Below are 12,921 nucleotides of genomic sequence, written 5' to 3'. Positions count from 1 at the left end.
GGGAGCCCCTGTCTCACCGACGACGCGGCGCGGGTCCTGGTGTCGGCGCCGCGCTGACGAGCCGCCGCGATGTCCGCCTGGTCGTCGGGGCGTCTGGTCGACAGGGCGGTCGACGGGCAGGGCGGTCGACGGGCAGGGCGGTCGACGGGCAGGGATCGAACGGCCCCGCGGACCGGCCCGGCTCAGACGATCCGCAGCGGACCGGTCGGCGGCTCCTCGGCGGAGATCCGCTCGACGAGCCACGTGGCGGCGAGCCCGGCCGCGGACAGCCCGCGTTCCCCGGCGATCCGCCGCAGCTCCTCGGCGTGCACCCCGGGCAGCCGCACCGCGATGGTCTGGCCGAGGCTGCCCGTCGCCCCGGGATCCGGGGCGAGGGCGGCGAGGTAGGAGTCGAGCTCGGGATCGTGCTGCGCGAGCTCGGGTTCGGGCGCGGCCCGCCGGGGTGCACCGTGCTTCGCTGCGCGTCGGGCCATGGGCCGAGACTAGGCCAGCGTGTACCCGGCCTCGACGACGGCGGACTCGATCTCGGGGCGGCCCAGCGCGCGGTCCGCGGTGATGGTGACCGCGCCGCTGGCCAGGTCGACATCGACCGCGCGGACGCCCGCCAGCTCGCCGACCTCCTCCTGGACCGAGCTGGTGCAGTGCCCGCAGGTCATGCCGACCACGGTCACGGTAGTGCGGAACGGGGTCTCGACGCTCATCGTTCTGCCTCTCGGGGTGTGTGCTCGCTGGGGAGCGATCAGGACTTCACGAGCCGGGCGATGGCGTCGGCGGCTTCCTTGACCTTCGCCGCGCCCTCCTCGGGGGACTGGCGGGCGGCGTCGACGACGCAGCCGGCCATGTGCTCCTCGAGCAGCTCGAGAGCGAACGACTGCAGCGCGCGGGTCGCGGCGGACACCTGGGTCAGGACGTCGATGCAGTACACGTCGTCGTCCACCATCCGCTGAAGGCCGCGGATCTGGCCCTCGACCCGGCGCAACCGGCGCAGATGGGCCTCGCGGTTGTCGGAGTATCCGTGCATCGCGGCCTCCCGGTCCGGTCGTCGTGTCGCTCCGAGCCCAACCATACCCCGTGGGGGTACGTCCGGTCGGGCGGCCCGGGTGTTCGGACGGTGCGCGCGTCGTGACGCAACGTCGCAGTCCTCACCCGGGAAGGGGCATGCGCGGGGGGTCTCGGGTAGGTAACGTTCCGGCCACGGCCACGGGGGTGGCCGCAGGGAGTGAGCAACGGTCGCATTCGCGACGCCGGTCGGGGGACCGGCGGTCGTGCGTCTCGCCGTGCCCTGCGCGCGCCCCCGCGGGCACCAGGGGTCACGACCGAGGGAGACGTCGTTGAGCATCGACAGCATCAAGGGCAGTGTCGTGAACGGGGGCGAGGGGTCGATCCCGGGCCCGCGCAGCGCCGCCGACGCCTACCGAGTGTCCGACGACGAGGTGCACCGCGCCCGCAAGGTCGTCGCCGACAACTCCGAGAGCTCGGACGATCTCCGCCTGCTGCTGGACATGCTCGGCCTGGTCTCCAGCAACCCGGACCTGCCTCCGCCGGTGAGTCGCTGACGGTGTGCTCCACGTCATACAAGGCCGCTGACCGGCCCGTGGTGCCGGTCTGGAGCGCCCATATGGCGCCTGACCAGCCACGATGGCGTTAGGGAGGGCCGATTTGGGTGGGCGCAGGCCCGTGTCCTATGCTTTCCTCGCTCCCAACGGACAGCCGTTGGAGGTCGAGGACCGCCTCCGGGTGATCCGAGCCCCCATCGTCTAGCGGCCTAGGACTCCGCCCTTTCAAGGCGGCAGCGCGGGTTCGAATCCCGTTGGGGGTACGGTAGTAGTTCAGAGCAAGGCCCAGTGGCGCAGTTGGTTAGCGCGTCGCCCTGTCACGGCGAAGGTCGCGGGTTCGAGTCCCGTCTGGGTCGCTCCACCGTCCGGTTCCTCGCGGAGCCAGGGCCAGGTAGCTCAGTTGGTACGAGCGTCCGCCTGAAAAGCGGAAGGTCGGCGGTTCGACCCCGCCCCTGGCCACACCCTCTCGCCGGCGGACTCTCCGCTCGGCCCCGTCCCGGTCTTCTCGGCCGACGGCAGCACTTCACCGCTGATGTCCCCGGTTTCTTCTGCCTGCGACCTCCACCGATCGTCGGGTGTGACCCATCGGCGCCGTCTACGGCTTCGACGGGTCGGCTTCGCCGATCCTGGGAGAGCGGTCTTTGCGAATGGCGTTCGCGTACTGTTACCCTGAATTCGCGAACATCGATCGCGAAGGAGGGTGTGGTGGGCACGGAGTACGCGCACAACGGTGAGGTCCGGATCGCCTACGAGGAGCTGGGCGGGCAGGGCGGGGAGCCGCTGCTGCTCGTCATGGGTCTCGGCGCCTCCCGCTTCTGGTGGCCTGCCGGGTTCGTGTCGGCGCTGGTGGAGGCCGGTTTCCACGTCGTCTCCTACGACCAGCGGGACGCGGGGGAGTCCACGCACTTCGAGGACCAACCCGTCGTGCACCCCTTCGTCGGGCTGTTCCGGAAGCGGCCCGTCGCCTACACCGCGGAGGACATGACGGACGACGCCGTCGCCGTGCTCGACACCCTCGGCTGGGAGTCCGCCCACCTCTTCGGCCACTCGTTGGGCGGCCTGCTGACCCAGCGGATCGCCCTGCGCCACCCCGGGCGGGTCCGCAGCATCACGGTGTCCGGCTCGATGCCCAGCGACGCCCGCGGCCTCGCCCAGCTGCGCCACGTCCGGCTCGGGTTCGTGGTGTGGGCCTCGCGGCTCGACGCCCCGGACACCGAGGAAGGGCACGTCGCGGCCGGGGTCGCGCTGTCCCGGAAGATCGCCTCGCCCGGCTACCCCTTCGACGAGGGGCACGCGCGGGCGACCGTCCAGCGCGAGATCGCGACCTCCACGGCCATCCGCCGCAGCTGCGGGTCCCTGCTGCTCAGCCCCTCGTAGTGGGCGCAGACCGAGCACACCGCCCCGGTCGCGGCGAGCCTGCGCCGCTGCTCGGCCGAGGTGCTGGGAGAGACGTGGCGACGGGACCAGGGCAGGGTCTCGGCGTTGAGCTCGACCTCGTCGTACCCGGCGTCGAGGATCGTGCGGACCGCCTCGTCGACACCCAGGTCGTCGAGCAGGCCGGTGTGGAAGGAGATCTTCATCGCGGTCCTCTCAGAGGAAGTCGAGGTCGACGCCGCCGTCGGCCTGGGTGACGGTCGTGGCGTAGAGCCGGCGCCAGCCGCGCTCCGGCACCGGGAACGGGGTCAGCTCGGCGCGCCTGCGCTCCAGCTCCGCGTCGTCGACGAGCAGGTCGACGGTCCGGGCGGGCACGTCCAGCCGGATCCGGTCGCCGTTGCGGACGAGCGCCAGTGGTCCGCCTGCCGCGGCCTCGGGGGCGACGTGCAGCACGACCGTCCCGTACGCGGTGCCGCTCATCCGGCCGTCGGAGATGCGGACCATGTCCCGGATGCCCCGTCGCGCGAGGTAGGCGGGGATCGGGATCGAGCCCGCCTCCGGCATGCCCGCCGCGATCGGCCCGATGTTGCGCATGACCAGGACGTGGTCGGGGGTGAGGCCCAGGGACTCGTCGTCCAGCTCCGCGGCCAGCTGGTCGAGCGAGTCGAAGACGTACGCGGGCCCCTCGTGGACCATCAGCTCCGGGGTGGCGGCGGCCGCCTTCACGATCGCCCCGTTCGGCGCGAGTGACCCGCGGATGGTGACGAGCGCGCCGGGCGGCTTGAGCGGCGCGTCGAGGCGGCGGATCGTGGTCTGGTTCTCCGCGGGGGCCGAGTACCCGGCCACGAGCTCGCCGAGCTTCTGGCCGGTGACCGTGAGGGCGTCGAGCTCGAGCAGCGGCTCCAGCTCCTTGAGCAGGGCCGGGACGCCGCCGTCGCGGTGCAGGTCCGGGAGGTAGCCGGAGCCCGCAGGCTTGCAGTCGGCGATCACGGGCACCTGGGCGCAGATGTCGTGGACGTCGTCGGCGTCGAGGTGGATGCCGAGCCTGCGGGCGATGGCGACCAGGTGCAGCACCGCGTTCGTGGAGCCGGACACCGCGGCGAGCACGCGCAGGCCGTTGCGGAAGGAGGCCGGGGTGAGCACGTCGGACGGCTTGCGGCCCGAGTTCGCGAGCTCCACGGCCTGCCGCCCGGTCGCGGTGGCGAGCCGCAGCCGCTGTGCGGAGACGGCCGGGGCGGACCCCGCGTAGGGCAGCATGATCCCCATCGCCTCGGCGATGCAGGCCATGGTGGACGCGGTGCCCATCACCATGCAGGTCCCGGCGGTGGGGCAGAGCTCCTCGCGGACCTCGGCGATCTCCTCGCCGTCGAGGGTGCCGCCGCGGTGCTCCGTCCACATGCGACGACAGTCGGTGCAGGCACCGAGTCGCTCGCCGCGCCAGTTGCCCACCGACATCGGGCCGACGACCAGCGCGATCGCCGGGACGTCGGCGGACGCGGCGGCCATCAGCTCGGCGGGGAGGGTCTTGTCGCACCCGCCGAGGAGCACGACGGCGTCCATCGGCTGGGACTTGAGCTGCTCCTCCAGCTCCATCGCCATCAGGTTGCGGAAGAGCATGGTGGTGGGGTTGGTGAGGATCTCGCCCAACGACATCGCGGGGAAGACGAACGGGATCCCGCCCGCCTCCAGCACACCGCGCTTCACGTGCTCCACCAGCTGCGGCATGTCGCGGTGGCAGGTGGTGAAGTCCGAGGCGATGTTCACGATCCCGACGACGGGGCGGGTCAGGTCCTCGTCGTCCCAGCCCGCCGAGGCGAGGAACGCCCGGCGGAGGAACCTCGAGAACCCGGCGTCCCCGTACTGGGTCAGCCGACCGTCGACACCCTGAGGCTGGTGGGTCATGCGAGCTCCATGTTCACGTACTTGACCGTCGTGTAGTCCTCGACGCCCTCGGCGCCGCCCTCCCGGCCGAAACCGGACTGCTTGACCCCGCCGAAAGGGGCCTCGGCGGTGGCCAGCGCGAGGGTGTTGACGCCGACCATCCCGGCCTCGATGCCCTCGCTCGCCAGGAACGCGGTGCGCAGGTCCCCGGTGAAGACGTAGCTCGCGAGGCCGAGCTCGGTGCCGTTGGCGACGGCCAGCGCCTCGTCCAGGTCGGCGAAGGTCAGCACCGGCGCGACGGGGGCGAACGGCTCCTCGTGGAGCACGGCGGCGTCGGCGGGCACGTCGGTGAGGACCGTCGGGCGGAAGAAGTGGCCCTTGGTGAACCGGTCGTCTCGGCCCCCGCCCGCTGCGACCCGGGCGCCGCGGGACACGGCGTCGGCCACGAGGTGTTCGGCGGCGGCGACCCGGCGGGCGTTCGACAACGGCCCGACCGAGGTGTTCGGGTCCGACCCGGGGCCCACCTCCAGCTTCGAGGTGGCCGCCACGAACGCGTCGACGAACTCGGCGTGGATCGACTCGTGCACCACGAACCGGCTCGGCGAGGCACAGACCTGGCCGGTGTTGCGGAACTTGGCCTTGGCGCACAGCTCGGCGACCGCGGACACGTCGACGTCCGGGAAGACCAGCACGGGCGCGTGCCCGCCCAGCTCCATGGAGGTCTTCAGGATCCGGTCCGCCGCGGTGTGCAGCAGGATCCGGCCGACCGGGACCGAGCCCGTCAGGCTCAGCTTGCGGACGACCGGGGAGGCGAGCAGCCGTGCGCTGATGGCGGCGGAGTCCCCGACCAGCACGCTGAGCACACCCGCGGGCAGCCCGGCCCGGTGCAGGGCTGCCGCCACGACCTGGGTGGACAGCGGCGCCTCCTCGGCAGCCGTGACGATGATCGAGCAGCCCACAGCGAGCGCTGGGGCGATCTTGCGCGACGGCAGCAGGGCGGGGAAGTTCCACGCGGAGAACGCCGCGACGACGCCGACGGGCTCGCGGCGCACGGTGATCCGCTGGCTGGTGCTGTGTCCGTCGACCGTGCGGCCGTAGACCCGGCGGGCCTCGTCGGCGTACCAGTCGAACTGGTCGGCGGTGGCGAGGAACTCGGCCGTCGCCTCGGCCAGCGGCTTGCCCTGCTCCGCGGTCATCACCGCGGCGGCCTCGGCGGCCCACGCGCGCAGCAGCTCCGCGGTGCGGCGCAGCACGCCGCTGCGCGTCCACGGGTCGGTGCGGCGCCACGCGGCGAAGCCGGCGCGCGCCGACTCGACCGCCGCGTCGACGTCGGTCTCCGAGGCCGCAGCGACCTCGGCGACGCGTTCCTCGGTCGCGGGGTCGGTGACGACGAGGGAGGCCCCGTCGGCTGCCGCCCGCCACCCGCCGTCCAGGTAGAGCCCGGTGGGCACGGGGTTCGGGAAGGTCATGTCAGAGCTCCAGTCCGTGTCGCAGGTCCTGCGTGTCGGCGACCCAGTTGCCGACGTTCCACCGGCCGAACGAGCCGATGCCGCCCAGCTCGTGGTCGCCGAAGTAGACGGGGACGTGGACGAGGGAGAGCCCGTCGTGGGCGCGGGCCTTGTCCAGCGCGGTCTCCAGCTCGGCGAGCGAGTGCCCGCCGTGCAGCGCGAGGACCCCGGGCACCGCCGCGGCGAGCGCTCGGTAGTCCACCTCGACGTCGTCGTTCGTGGCGTAGTCGTGGCCGTACTGGGCGCGCTGCAGGGAGGAGATCGCGCCCTGCCTGCGGTTGTCGAACAGCACGATCACGCCACGGGCACCGTGCTGCACGCCGTCGATCAGCACCTGAGGGTTCATCGTGAACGAGCCGTCCCCGGTCAGGGCGACCCCGAAGAACGACTGCTCGGCGATCCCCGTGGCCACCAGCGCGGACGCGGCGAAGCCCATGTAGCTGGCGCCGGTCTCGGTCACGGTGCGGCCGGGGCGGTCGTCCTCGGTGACCTGGAAGCCGTTGGCCTGCACGTCCCCCGCGTCGAAGAAGCAGACGGCGTCGTGGTGGCGGGCCCAGCGGGTGACCAGCTCGACCGCGGCGGGCTGGGTGAGCACCTCGCGGCCCCACACGGGGTCGGCCAGGGTGGGGGAGTCGTAGCGGCGGCGCTTGAAGTCGTTCCACTCGTTCTGCTTCGCCACGCACGCCCGAGCCCAGCCGGAGGTGAGCGGGCGCGGCTCGGCCCCGAGGGCCCGCACCTCCGCGACCAGCCTCTGCAGCGTGGCCCTGGCGTCCCCGACCAGTGCGAGCGTGTTCGCGTAGTGCGTGGCGGTCGCGGTGTCCGCGTTGACGTTCACCACCGCGGTGACCTTGGGGTAGCCGGTGCGGGACATGTCCGCCTGGCACACCGGTCGGGTCCCGACGGCGAGCAGGGCGTCGGCCTCCTCCATCGCGAAGTTGCCCGAGATCGACCCCTTCGACCCGCCGACGCCCATCACGCGCGGGTGGGCGTAGGGCAGCGTGCCGGACGCGATGGGGGTCGGGACGGCGACGCCGTCGACCAGGGCGAGCAGCTCGTCGAGCTCCGCGCCGCAGGCCCGCGCCCCGCCGCCGACCTTGACCACGACGCGCTCGGCGTCGAGGAGTGTCCGCGCGGCACGCGCATACCGGCCACCGTCTGCGGCGGGCCCGAGGGGCGGGGGCGGCTCGGACGGCAGGGCGGCCGGGTTCAGGGCCATGAGCTGGGGCTGGGTGTTGATCGGGACCAGCAGGTAGAAGGGCCGCGCGGCGTGCGGGTGGTCGACGGTGTCGAGGCCGCGGCGCAGCGCCTCGGGCAGCGCCCACGGGGTGTGCAGGGTGTAGGCGGGGCCCATCGCCGAGGCGATCCGCAGGAAGCTCTCCTGCGGGCCGCCCGGGATCTGCTGCATGTTCGGGCCCTCGGCCTCGGTGGTCTCGTCCGCGTAGACGTGCCACACGCCGACCCCGTCGCTGGCCGCCGCGAGGCTGCCCGCCAACGCCTGCAGAGCGCCCGGGCCGATCGAGGTGAACACCGCGGCCTTCTCGCCGGTGACCCAGCGCAGAGCGGTGCCGACGTGCGCGGCCTCGACCTCGTTGCGCACGGCGTGCGTGCGCACCACCCCCGCCTCCTCGTACACGCGCAGGACCTCACCGATCTCGGTGGACCCGTGCCCGAAGATCCCGACCCAGCGCCGCACGCCCTGAGCCACCAGTCCCAGTACCACCGCCTCGGCGAGGGAGACCTCCACCCGGGGTGGCAGCGCCCCCTCCCGCAGGGCCTCCGCGACCCCGCCGGCGGCGGCGACCGCCGCCGCTCTCGACAACCTGTCCTCAGCCATGGCGAGCACGCTACAACAACTTTGTACATATGACTACGAGAGTGGCGATGATCGACGGTAGGATCCGGACATGGCGACGCCCGAACGGACCCGGTCCGGCACGTTGGAGTCCGGCCTCGACGTGATCGAGCTGCTGGCCCGCACCCAGCGGCCCCTCGGGGTCAGCGAGATCGCGGTCGAGCTCGGCGCGGACAAGGGGAACCTGCACCGGTTGCTGGGGGTCCTCACCTCGCGCGGGTACGTCCGCAAGGACGAGCACAGCAGGCGCTACGAGGTCACCCCGCGGCTGGTCGCGCTGTCCGGCAGCGTGCTGCGCAACCTCGACCTGGTCACCGCGGCCACCCCGGTCTGCAACGAGCTCGTCGCGACGATCCACGAGTCCATCCATGCCGCCCAGGTCGCTGGTCGCGAGGTGGTCTACGTGCTGCAACGCCGCGCGGCGATGCGGGTCAGCGTGAACACCGACATCGGGGCGCGGGCCCCGCTGCACTGCACGGCGACCGGCAAGGCCGTCTTGGCCCAGCTCCCCGAGGACCAGCTCGGGGAGTGGGTGCAGGAGCCCTTCGAGCCGCACACCCGGCGCACCTACGCCACGCTCGAGCAGCTGCGCGAGGACCTCGCGCTGGTCCGGGAGCGCGGCTACGCGATCGACGACGAGGAGCTCACCCCCGACGTGCGGTGCGTGGCCGCCCCCGTCTTCGCGATCGACGGCCGGGTGTACGGCTGCCTGGGGATCTCCGGCCCGGAGCACCGGATGGGCGTCAGCGAGGTGGTCCGCATCGCGTCCGCCGTGCTCTGGGCGGCGCGGGAGACCACGCGCGGGCTGGGTGGGCCGGTCGAGCGCTACGACTCCTACGCCATCCCGGCCACGCTCACCGGCTGACTCTCAGCTCGACAACACCGGTTCGGCATTGACAACACGCCCCCTCGTCGGTCAGTCTCGGTGCCGCTCACACCGCCGTTGTTACATGCACAACAAGGGAGTTCCATGTCTGCACGCACGGTCGGACTCGTCGGTCTCGGGAACATCGGCACCCCGATGGGCCTGTCGCTGCTGCGCGCCGGGCTGGGCCTCGTCGTCCGGGACCTGCGGGAGGAGGCGGCCGCCGAGTGCGTCGCCGCGGGCGCCCGCTTCGCGGCCTCCAACGCCGAGCTGCTGGACGCCACCGACCTGATCGGGATCGCGGTCGTCGACGACCGCCAGCTGCGCGCACTGATGCTCGGCGAGGACGGCCTGCTCGACCAGGCCAAGCCCGGCACCACCTTCATCGTGCACTCGACGGTGCTCCCCGCGACGATCCACGAGGTCGCGGCCGCGGCCGACGAGCGCGGGGTGAACGTGGTCGACGCCCAGGTCAGCGGCGGTGACCTGCGGGCACGCGAGGGCGACCTGGCGCTGATGGTCGGCGGCCGCGCCGAGGACGTCGAGCGCTGCACGGAGTACTTCGCCGCCGTCGGCCGCCGGGCCCAGCACATGGGAGAGTCCGGCTCGGGCGCCGCCACCAAGGTCGCCATCCAGATGATGACCTTCGGCAACTGGATCGCCGCGATGGAGGCGATGCGGCTGGCCCGCGCGTTGGGCATCGACGAGAAGGTGCTCGCCGACTTCGCCACCGACACCACCGCCGACTCCTGGGTCGCGCAGACCTGGGGCAACTACGACCGGCTGCAGCGCGAGCACCGGCTGGCCGGCACCGAGGACCTCTACCGGCTCTTCGACAAGGACCTGTTCAACGGCGTCGCGCTCGGTCGCGAGCTGGGCCTGCAGCTCCCCGTCACCGCGGTGTCCAGCCAGGTGCTCGCCGACACCTGGAAGGAGCGGCTCGGCATCGACGAGCCCGCCCAGGACTGACCCCTCCCACCCCACCAGTCAGGAGCTCTCCCATGGCGCCCATCGCCGTGCCCAAGTTCGCCATCGCCGTCGACTGCGCCCAGCAGATGGTCGACGTCGCCCGCAAGCACGCCGAGTCGCTCGGCAAGCAGGTCTCGATCGCGGTCTGCGACGAGTCCGGCTTCCTCGTCGCCTTCGCCCGCATGGACGACGCGAACCCGTCGAGTGTGAAGATCGCCCTCGACAAGGCCTACACCGCCGCGACGACGAGGATCGCCACGCACAAGTGGTTCGAGATCGTCACCACCGACGAGCAGCTGAAGGTCGGCGCCGCGGTCGGCGTCGAGCGGATGATCGTCTTCGGCGGCGGCCAGCCGATCGTCCACGAGGGCGCGGTCATCGGCGCGATCGGCGTGAGCGGCGGTCACTGGACCGGCGACACCGAGATCGGCACCGTCGCGTTGGACGCCGTCGGCGCCCGCGGCCCGGAGTAACCCCCAGAACTCTGCTCATCCCCCGCTCGAAGCTGCACGGAGGAACCATGGACAACGTCACCGCCAGGGCGGCCGAGGCGGGGGCTCCGGCCGCCCGCCCGCCCGCGGAGCGCAAGCCGATGCGGCGCGCCGTCTGGGCGAGCCTGATCGGCACGGTGCTCGAGCAGTACGACATGGTGCTGTTCGGCACCGCGTCGGCCCTGATCTTCAACAAGGTGTTCTTCCCCGAGGCCTCGCCCGCCGTCGGGCTCATCGCCTCGTTCGGCGCCTACGGCGTCGGCTTCCTCGCCCGCCCGCTGGGTGGGCTCTTCTTCTCCCACTTCGGGGAGAAGCTCGGTCGCAAGTGGATCCTGGTCACGACCCTGTTCCTGATGGGCGCGGCCACCTTCGCCATCGGGCTGCTGCCCACCTACGCCGCGGCGGGCATCGTCGCGCCGCTGCTGCTGGTGCTCTGCAGGCTGCTGCAGGGTTTCGGCGCGGGCGCCGAGCAGACCGGCGCGATCACCCTGCTCACGGAGAGCGCGCCGCGGGAGTCCCGCGGGCGGTACGCCTCGGTGGTCGCGGTCGGCTCCGGGCTCGGCATCGTGCTCGGCGGCGGTGCGTGGACGATCGCGCAGGCGCTGTTGTCCCCGGACGCGCTGCTCTCCTGGGGCTGGCGCATCGTGTTCTTCACCAGCGTGTTCGTGACGATCACCGCGTACGTCATCCGCCGTCGGATGCGGGAGTCGCCGGTCTTCGAGGAGGTCAAGCGCAACGACGCGGAGGCCACCACCGCCCGTGCCCCGATGCGGGAGCTCATGCGGGAGGGCAAGCGGCCCTTCCTCACCGTCCTCGGCATGACCAGCGGCACGATGTTCAACGGCTACGTGTTCCTGGCCTTCATGTCCGCCTACCTCGCCACCTGGCAGGACGTCGACGGTGTCGTCGCCTCGAACGTCGTGGTGGTCGGTGCGCTGGCGACGGCCGTCGCGGCCTTCGGGCTGGGCACCCTGTCGGACAGGGTCGGCAGGCGCCCGGTGATGCTCGGCGTCGCCGCGTTCCTGCTGGTCTACCCGCCGATCGCCTTCCTGCTGATCGGGACGGGGACGACGTTCGGGGTGTACGTCGGGGTTGCGCTGGGCTTCGCGATCGCGGTCGCGGGCGGCAACGGTGCCCACGCCGCGTACCTGGCGGAGCTGTTCGGCTCCCGGAACCGGCTCGCCGGCGTCACGCTCGCCCGCGAGCTGTCCTCCATGGTCGCGGGCGGGTTCGCCCCGCTGGTCTGCTCGGCCCTGATCGCCTGGGCGGTGGGCTCCTGGTGGCCGATCGCGGTGGTCATGTCGCTGACCGCGCTGATCTCGCTGCTGACCACGCTCTCCGCACCGGAGACCCGGGGCCGCGACCTGGTGGACGAGAAGGACGCCTTCGGCCGCTGATCCCCCGCCGAGATGAACGTCAGTGCTGTTCCGACCATGATCGAACAGCACTGACGTTCATCTCGGCTAGTAGGACAGCTCCGGGAGCATTCGGTTCGTGCGGCGCCTGCGCAGCCACACCTTGCGGACGCCGCCGGGGTACAGGCGGACCCTCGAGAGCTCCCAGCCGCCGTACTCGGCCTGGATCGCGAGGCGCACCGCCGCCGTGAGGCGGGGGACGTCCCCGTCGATCTTGAGGGGGCGGTACTCCCAGTCCCCCTCCACCGTGATATTCCCGTCGGGATCGACTGCCTCCACCGAACCGGCCGTCACCGGTCACCTCCCGCCGTTCGCGTGCGCCCCGGTGAACCGGGGGTTACGACAGCCACCATACGAGTGCTCGCGGCGGGCCGCTAGAACCCGCTCACGTCGTCCAGCGCCGCGCGGATCTCGGGCGGGAGCATGACCGTCTCGGTGGCCAGCGAGGCGGTGAGCTGGGCGGCGTCCCGTGCGCCGACGACCGCGGCGGCCACCCCGGGCCGGTCCCGCACCCACGCCAGGGCGACCGACAACGGCGAGGTCCCGAGGCCGTCGGCGGCGGTCAGCACCGACTGCACGATCCGGGCGCTGCGGTCGTTCCGCCGGGCCTCGACGTACGGGGCGAGGGTGGGGGAGCTCCCGCGCGAGTCCGAGGGGGTGCCGTCGGTGTACTTGCCGGTCAGCACCCCGCGCCCCAGCGGCGCCCAGGCCAGCAGGCCGAGGCCGTGGTGGCGCGCGGCGGGCAGCAGCTAGCGCTCGGCGGTGCGGTGGAGCAGGGAGTACTCGGCCTGTGCCGAGACCGGCACGGTCAGGTTGCCGAGGCCGCGGGCCCGTTCGGCGACCGTGGCGAGCTGCCAGCCCGTGGGTGCGACCAGGCCCGCGTACCGGACCCGGCCCGACAGCACCGCGACCTGGACGGCGGACAGCGTCTCCTCGACGGGCACGTGGGCGTCCCAGCCGGGGAGCTGCCAGAGGTCGAGATGGTCCGTGTGCAGCCTGCGCAGGGTGGC

14 protein-coding genes, 3 tRNA genes and 1 pseudogene are annotated in these 12,921 nt (G+C 72.6%); 9 read left to right on the top strand and 9 right to left on the bottom strand.

What is annotated here, in order from left to right; translation table 11 throughout:
• Positions 1 to 182 precede the first annotated feature (182 nt).
• The 3 genes from H5J29_RS06700 to H5J29_RS06690 are packed head-to-tail and all read right to left on the bottom strand — an operon-like array spanning position 183 to position 1,021.
• Positions 183 to 473 carry a hypothetical protein gene (locus tag H5J29_RS06700; RefSeq protein ID WP_181780036.1) on the bottom strand — a complete coding sequence of 97 codons (291 nt, stop codon included), beginning with the start codon at positions 471 to 473 and terminating at the stop codon, positions 183 to 185.
• Between the two features lie 9 nt (positions 474 to 482).
• Positions 483 to 701: a heavy-metal-associated domain-containing protein gene (locus H5J29_RS06695; protein ID WP_181780035.1), complete on the bottom strand. Its 219-nt coding sequence runs from the start codon at positions 699 to 701 to the stop codon at positions 483 to 485.
• Positions 702 to 739: 38 nt separating this feature from the next.
• Positions 740 to 1,021 (bottom strand): metal-sensitive transcriptional regulator, encoded by a 282-nt coding sequence (locus H5J29_RS06690; RefSeq protein ID WP_181780034.1) that lies wholly within the window; start codon positions 1,019 to 1,021, stop codon positions 740 to 742.
• 310 nt (positions 1,022 to 1,331) lie between these two features.
• Between H5J29_RS06690 and H5J29_RS06685 the strand changes: the two genes are divergently transcribed.
• The 5 genes from H5J29_RS06685 (at position 1,332) to H5J29_RS06665 (ending at position 2,933) form a co-directional block, all read left to right on the top strand.
• Positions 1,332 to 1,556 (top strand): hypothetical protein, encoded by a 225-nt coding sequence (locus tag H5J29_RS06685; RefSeq protein ID WP_181780033.1) that lies wholly within the window; start codon positions 1,332 to 1,334, stop codon positions 1,554 to 1,556.
• Positions 1,557 to 1,746: 190 nt separating this feature from the next.
• A tRNA-Glu gene (locus tag H5J29_RS06680) sits at positions 1,747 to 1,819 on the top strand.
• A 19-nt stretch (positions 1,820 to 1,838) separates the two neighbouring features.
• Positions 1,839 to 1,912: transfer RNA gene (locus H5J29_RS06675), tRNA-Asp, on the top strand.
• Positions 1,913 to 1,941: 29 nt separating this feature from the next.
• Positions 1,942 to 2,015: transfer RNA gene (locus tag H5J29_RS06670), tRNA-Phe, on the top strand.
• A 246-nt stretch (positions 2,016 to 2,261) separates the two neighbouring features.
• On the top strand, positions 2,262 to 2,933 hold the full coding sequence (locus tag H5J29_RS06665) for an alpha/beta fold hydrolase (protein ID WP_181780032.1): 672 nt from the start codon (positions 2,262 to 2,264) through the stop codon (positions 2,931 to 2,933).
• Here the strand turns inward: H5J29_RS06665 and H5J29_RS06660 are convergent.
• From H5J29_RS06660 to H5J29_RS06645, 4 genes are read right to left on the bottom strand one after another with little or no spacing between them, the layout of a single operon-like run.
• A complete protein-coding gene (locus tag H5J29_RS06660) occupies positions 2,828 to 3,136 on the bottom strand; it encodes an IolE/MocC family protein (protein WP_181780031.1) in 309 nt (102 codons plus the stop codon). The genes H5J29_RS06665 and H5J29_RS06660 overlap by 106 nt on opposite strands.
• Before the next feature lie 10 nt (positions 3,137 to 3,146).
• Entirely contained in the window at positions 3,147 to 4,832 is a 1,686-nt protein-coding gene (locus tag H5J29_RS06655; protein ID WP_181780030.1) for a dihydroxy-acid dehydratase, read from the bottom strand.
• Entirely contained in the window at positions 4,829 to 6,280 is a 1,452-nt protein-coding gene (locus H5J29_RS06650; RefSeq protein WP_181780029.1) for an NAD-dependent succinate-semialdehyde dehydrogenase, read from the bottom strand. Before H5J29_RS06650 ends, H5J29_RS06655 begins: the two co-directional genes overlap by 4 nt.
• A gap of 1 nt (position 6,281) precedes the next feature.
• Positions 6,282 to 8,153 carry a thiamine pyrophosphate-dependent enzyme gene (locus H5J29_RS06645; protein WP_181780028.1) on the bottom strand — a complete coding sequence of 624 codons (1,872 nt, stop codon included), beginning with the start codon at positions 8,151 to 8,153 and terminating at the stop codon, positions 6,282 to 6,284.
• A 70-nt stretch (positions 8,154 to 8,223) separates the two neighbouring features.
• On the opposite strand from H5J29_RS06645, the gene H5J29_RS06640 reads away from it, so the two are divergent.
• The 4 genes from H5J29_RS06640 to H5J29_RS06625 all read left to right on the top strand — a co-directional run bounded on the left by H5J29_RS06640 (position 8,224) and on the right by H5J29_RS06625 (position 11,893).
• On the top strand, positions 8,224 to 9,036 hold the full coding sequence (locus H5J29_RS06640; protein WP_181780027.1) for an IclR family transcriptional regulator: 813 nt from the start codon (positions 8,224 to 8,226) through the stop codon (positions 9,034 to 9,036).
• 105 nt (positions 9,037 to 9,141) lie between these two features.
• Positions 9,142 to 10,005 (top strand): NAD(P)-dependent oxidoreductase, encoded by an 864-nt coding sequence (locus H5J29_RS06635; RefSeq protein WP_181780026.1) that lies wholly within the window; start codon positions 9,142 to 9,144, stop codon positions 10,003 to 10,005.
• A gap of 32 nt (positions 10,006 to 10,037) precedes the next feature.
• A complete protein-coding gene (locus H5J29_RS06630) occupies positions 10,038 to 10,478 on the top strand; it encodes a GlcG/HbpS family heme-binding protein (RefSeq protein WP_181780025.1) in 441 nt (146 codons plus the stop codon).
• 47 nt (positions 10,479 to 10,525) lie between these two features.
• The gene (locus H5J29_RS06625) at positions 10,526 to 11,893 is read left to right on the top strand and encodes an MFS transporter (protein ID WP_181780024.1); all 1,368 of its coding nucleotides are present in this window, start codon (positions 10,526 to 10,528) and stop codon (positions 11,891 to 11,893) included.
• A gap of 66 nt (positions 11,894 to 11,959) precedes the next feature.
• On the opposite strand, the gene H5J29_RS06620 is transcribed toward H5J29_RS06625, so the two are convergent.
• Together H5J29_RS06620 and H5J29_RS06615 are read right to left on the bottom strand one after the other, a co-directional pair.
• Positions 11,960 to 12,205 carry a DUF5703 family protein gene (locus H5J29_RS06620; RefSeq protein WP_312858092.1) on the bottom strand — a complete coding sequence of 82 codons (246 nt, stop codon included), beginning with the start codon at positions 12,203 to 12,205 and terminating at the stop codon, positions 11,960 to 11,962.
• A gap of 80 nt (positions 12,206 to 12,285) precedes the next feature.
• Positions 12,286 to 12,921, bottom strand: a pseudogene (locus H5J29_RS06615) (aldo/keto reductase); the annotation flags it as partial.

It is taken from the genome of Pseudonocardia pini (assembly GCF_013870575.1).
GTDB lineage: Bacteria > Actinomycetota > Actinomycetes > Mycobacteriales > Pseudonocardiaceae > Pseudonocardia > Pseudonocardia pini.
The sequence above is the reverse complement of the archived record's forward strand: the minus strand, read 5'-3'. Positions and strand labels throughout refer to the sequence as shown.

What these genes read in the sequence shown, in the direction of transcription:
- H5J29_RS06690 (WP_181780034.1), bottom strand. Translation starts at nt 1,021, where the DNA reads ATGCACGGATACTCCGACAACCGCGAGGCCCATCTGCGCCGGTTGCGC.
- H5J29_RS06695 (WP_181780035.1), bottom strand. Translation starts at nt 701, where the DNA reads ATGAGCGTCGAGACCCCGTTCCGCACTACCGTGACCGTGGTCGGCATG.
- H5J29_RS06635 (WP_181780026.1), top strand. Translation starts at nt 9,142, where the DNA reads ATGTCTGCACGCACGGTCGGACTCGTCGGTCTCGGGAACATCGGCACC.
- H5J29_RS06625 (WP_181780024.1), top strand. Translation starts at nt 10,526, where the DNA reads ATGGACAACGTCACCGCCAGGGCGGCCGAGGCGGGGGCTCCGGCCGCC.
- H5J29_RS06700 (WP_181780036.1), bottom strand. Translation starts at nt 473, where the DNA reads ATGGCCCGACGCGCAGCGAAGCACGGTGCACCCCGGCGGGCCGCGCCC.
- H5J29_RS06660 (WP_181780031.1), bottom strand. Translation starts at nt 3,136, where the DNA reads ATGAAGATCTCCTTCCACACCGGCCTGCTCGACGACCTGGGTGTCGAC.
- H5J29_RS06655 (WP_181780030.1), bottom strand. Translation starts at nt 4,832, where the DNA reads ATGACCCACCAGCCTCAGGGTGTCGACGGTCGGCTGACCCAGTACGGG.
- H5J29_RS06645 (WP_181780028.1), bottom strand. Translation starts at nt 8,153, where the DNA reads ATGGCTGAGGACAGGTTGTCGAGAGCGGCGGCGGTCGCCGCCGCCGGC.
- H5J29_RS06630 (WP_181780025.1), top strand. Translation starts at nt 10,038, where the DNA reads ATGGCGCCCATCGCCGTGCCCAAGTTCGCCATCGCCGTCGACTGCGCC.
- H5J29_RS06650 (WP_181780029.1), bottom strand. Translation starts at nt 6,280, where the DNA reads ATGACCTTCCCGAACCCCGTGCCCACCGGGCTCTACCTGGACGGCGGG.
- H5J29_RS06640 (WP_181780027.1), top strand. Translation starts at nt 8,224, where the DNA reads ATGGCGACGCCCGAACGGACCCGGTCCGGCACGTTGGAGTCCGGCCTC.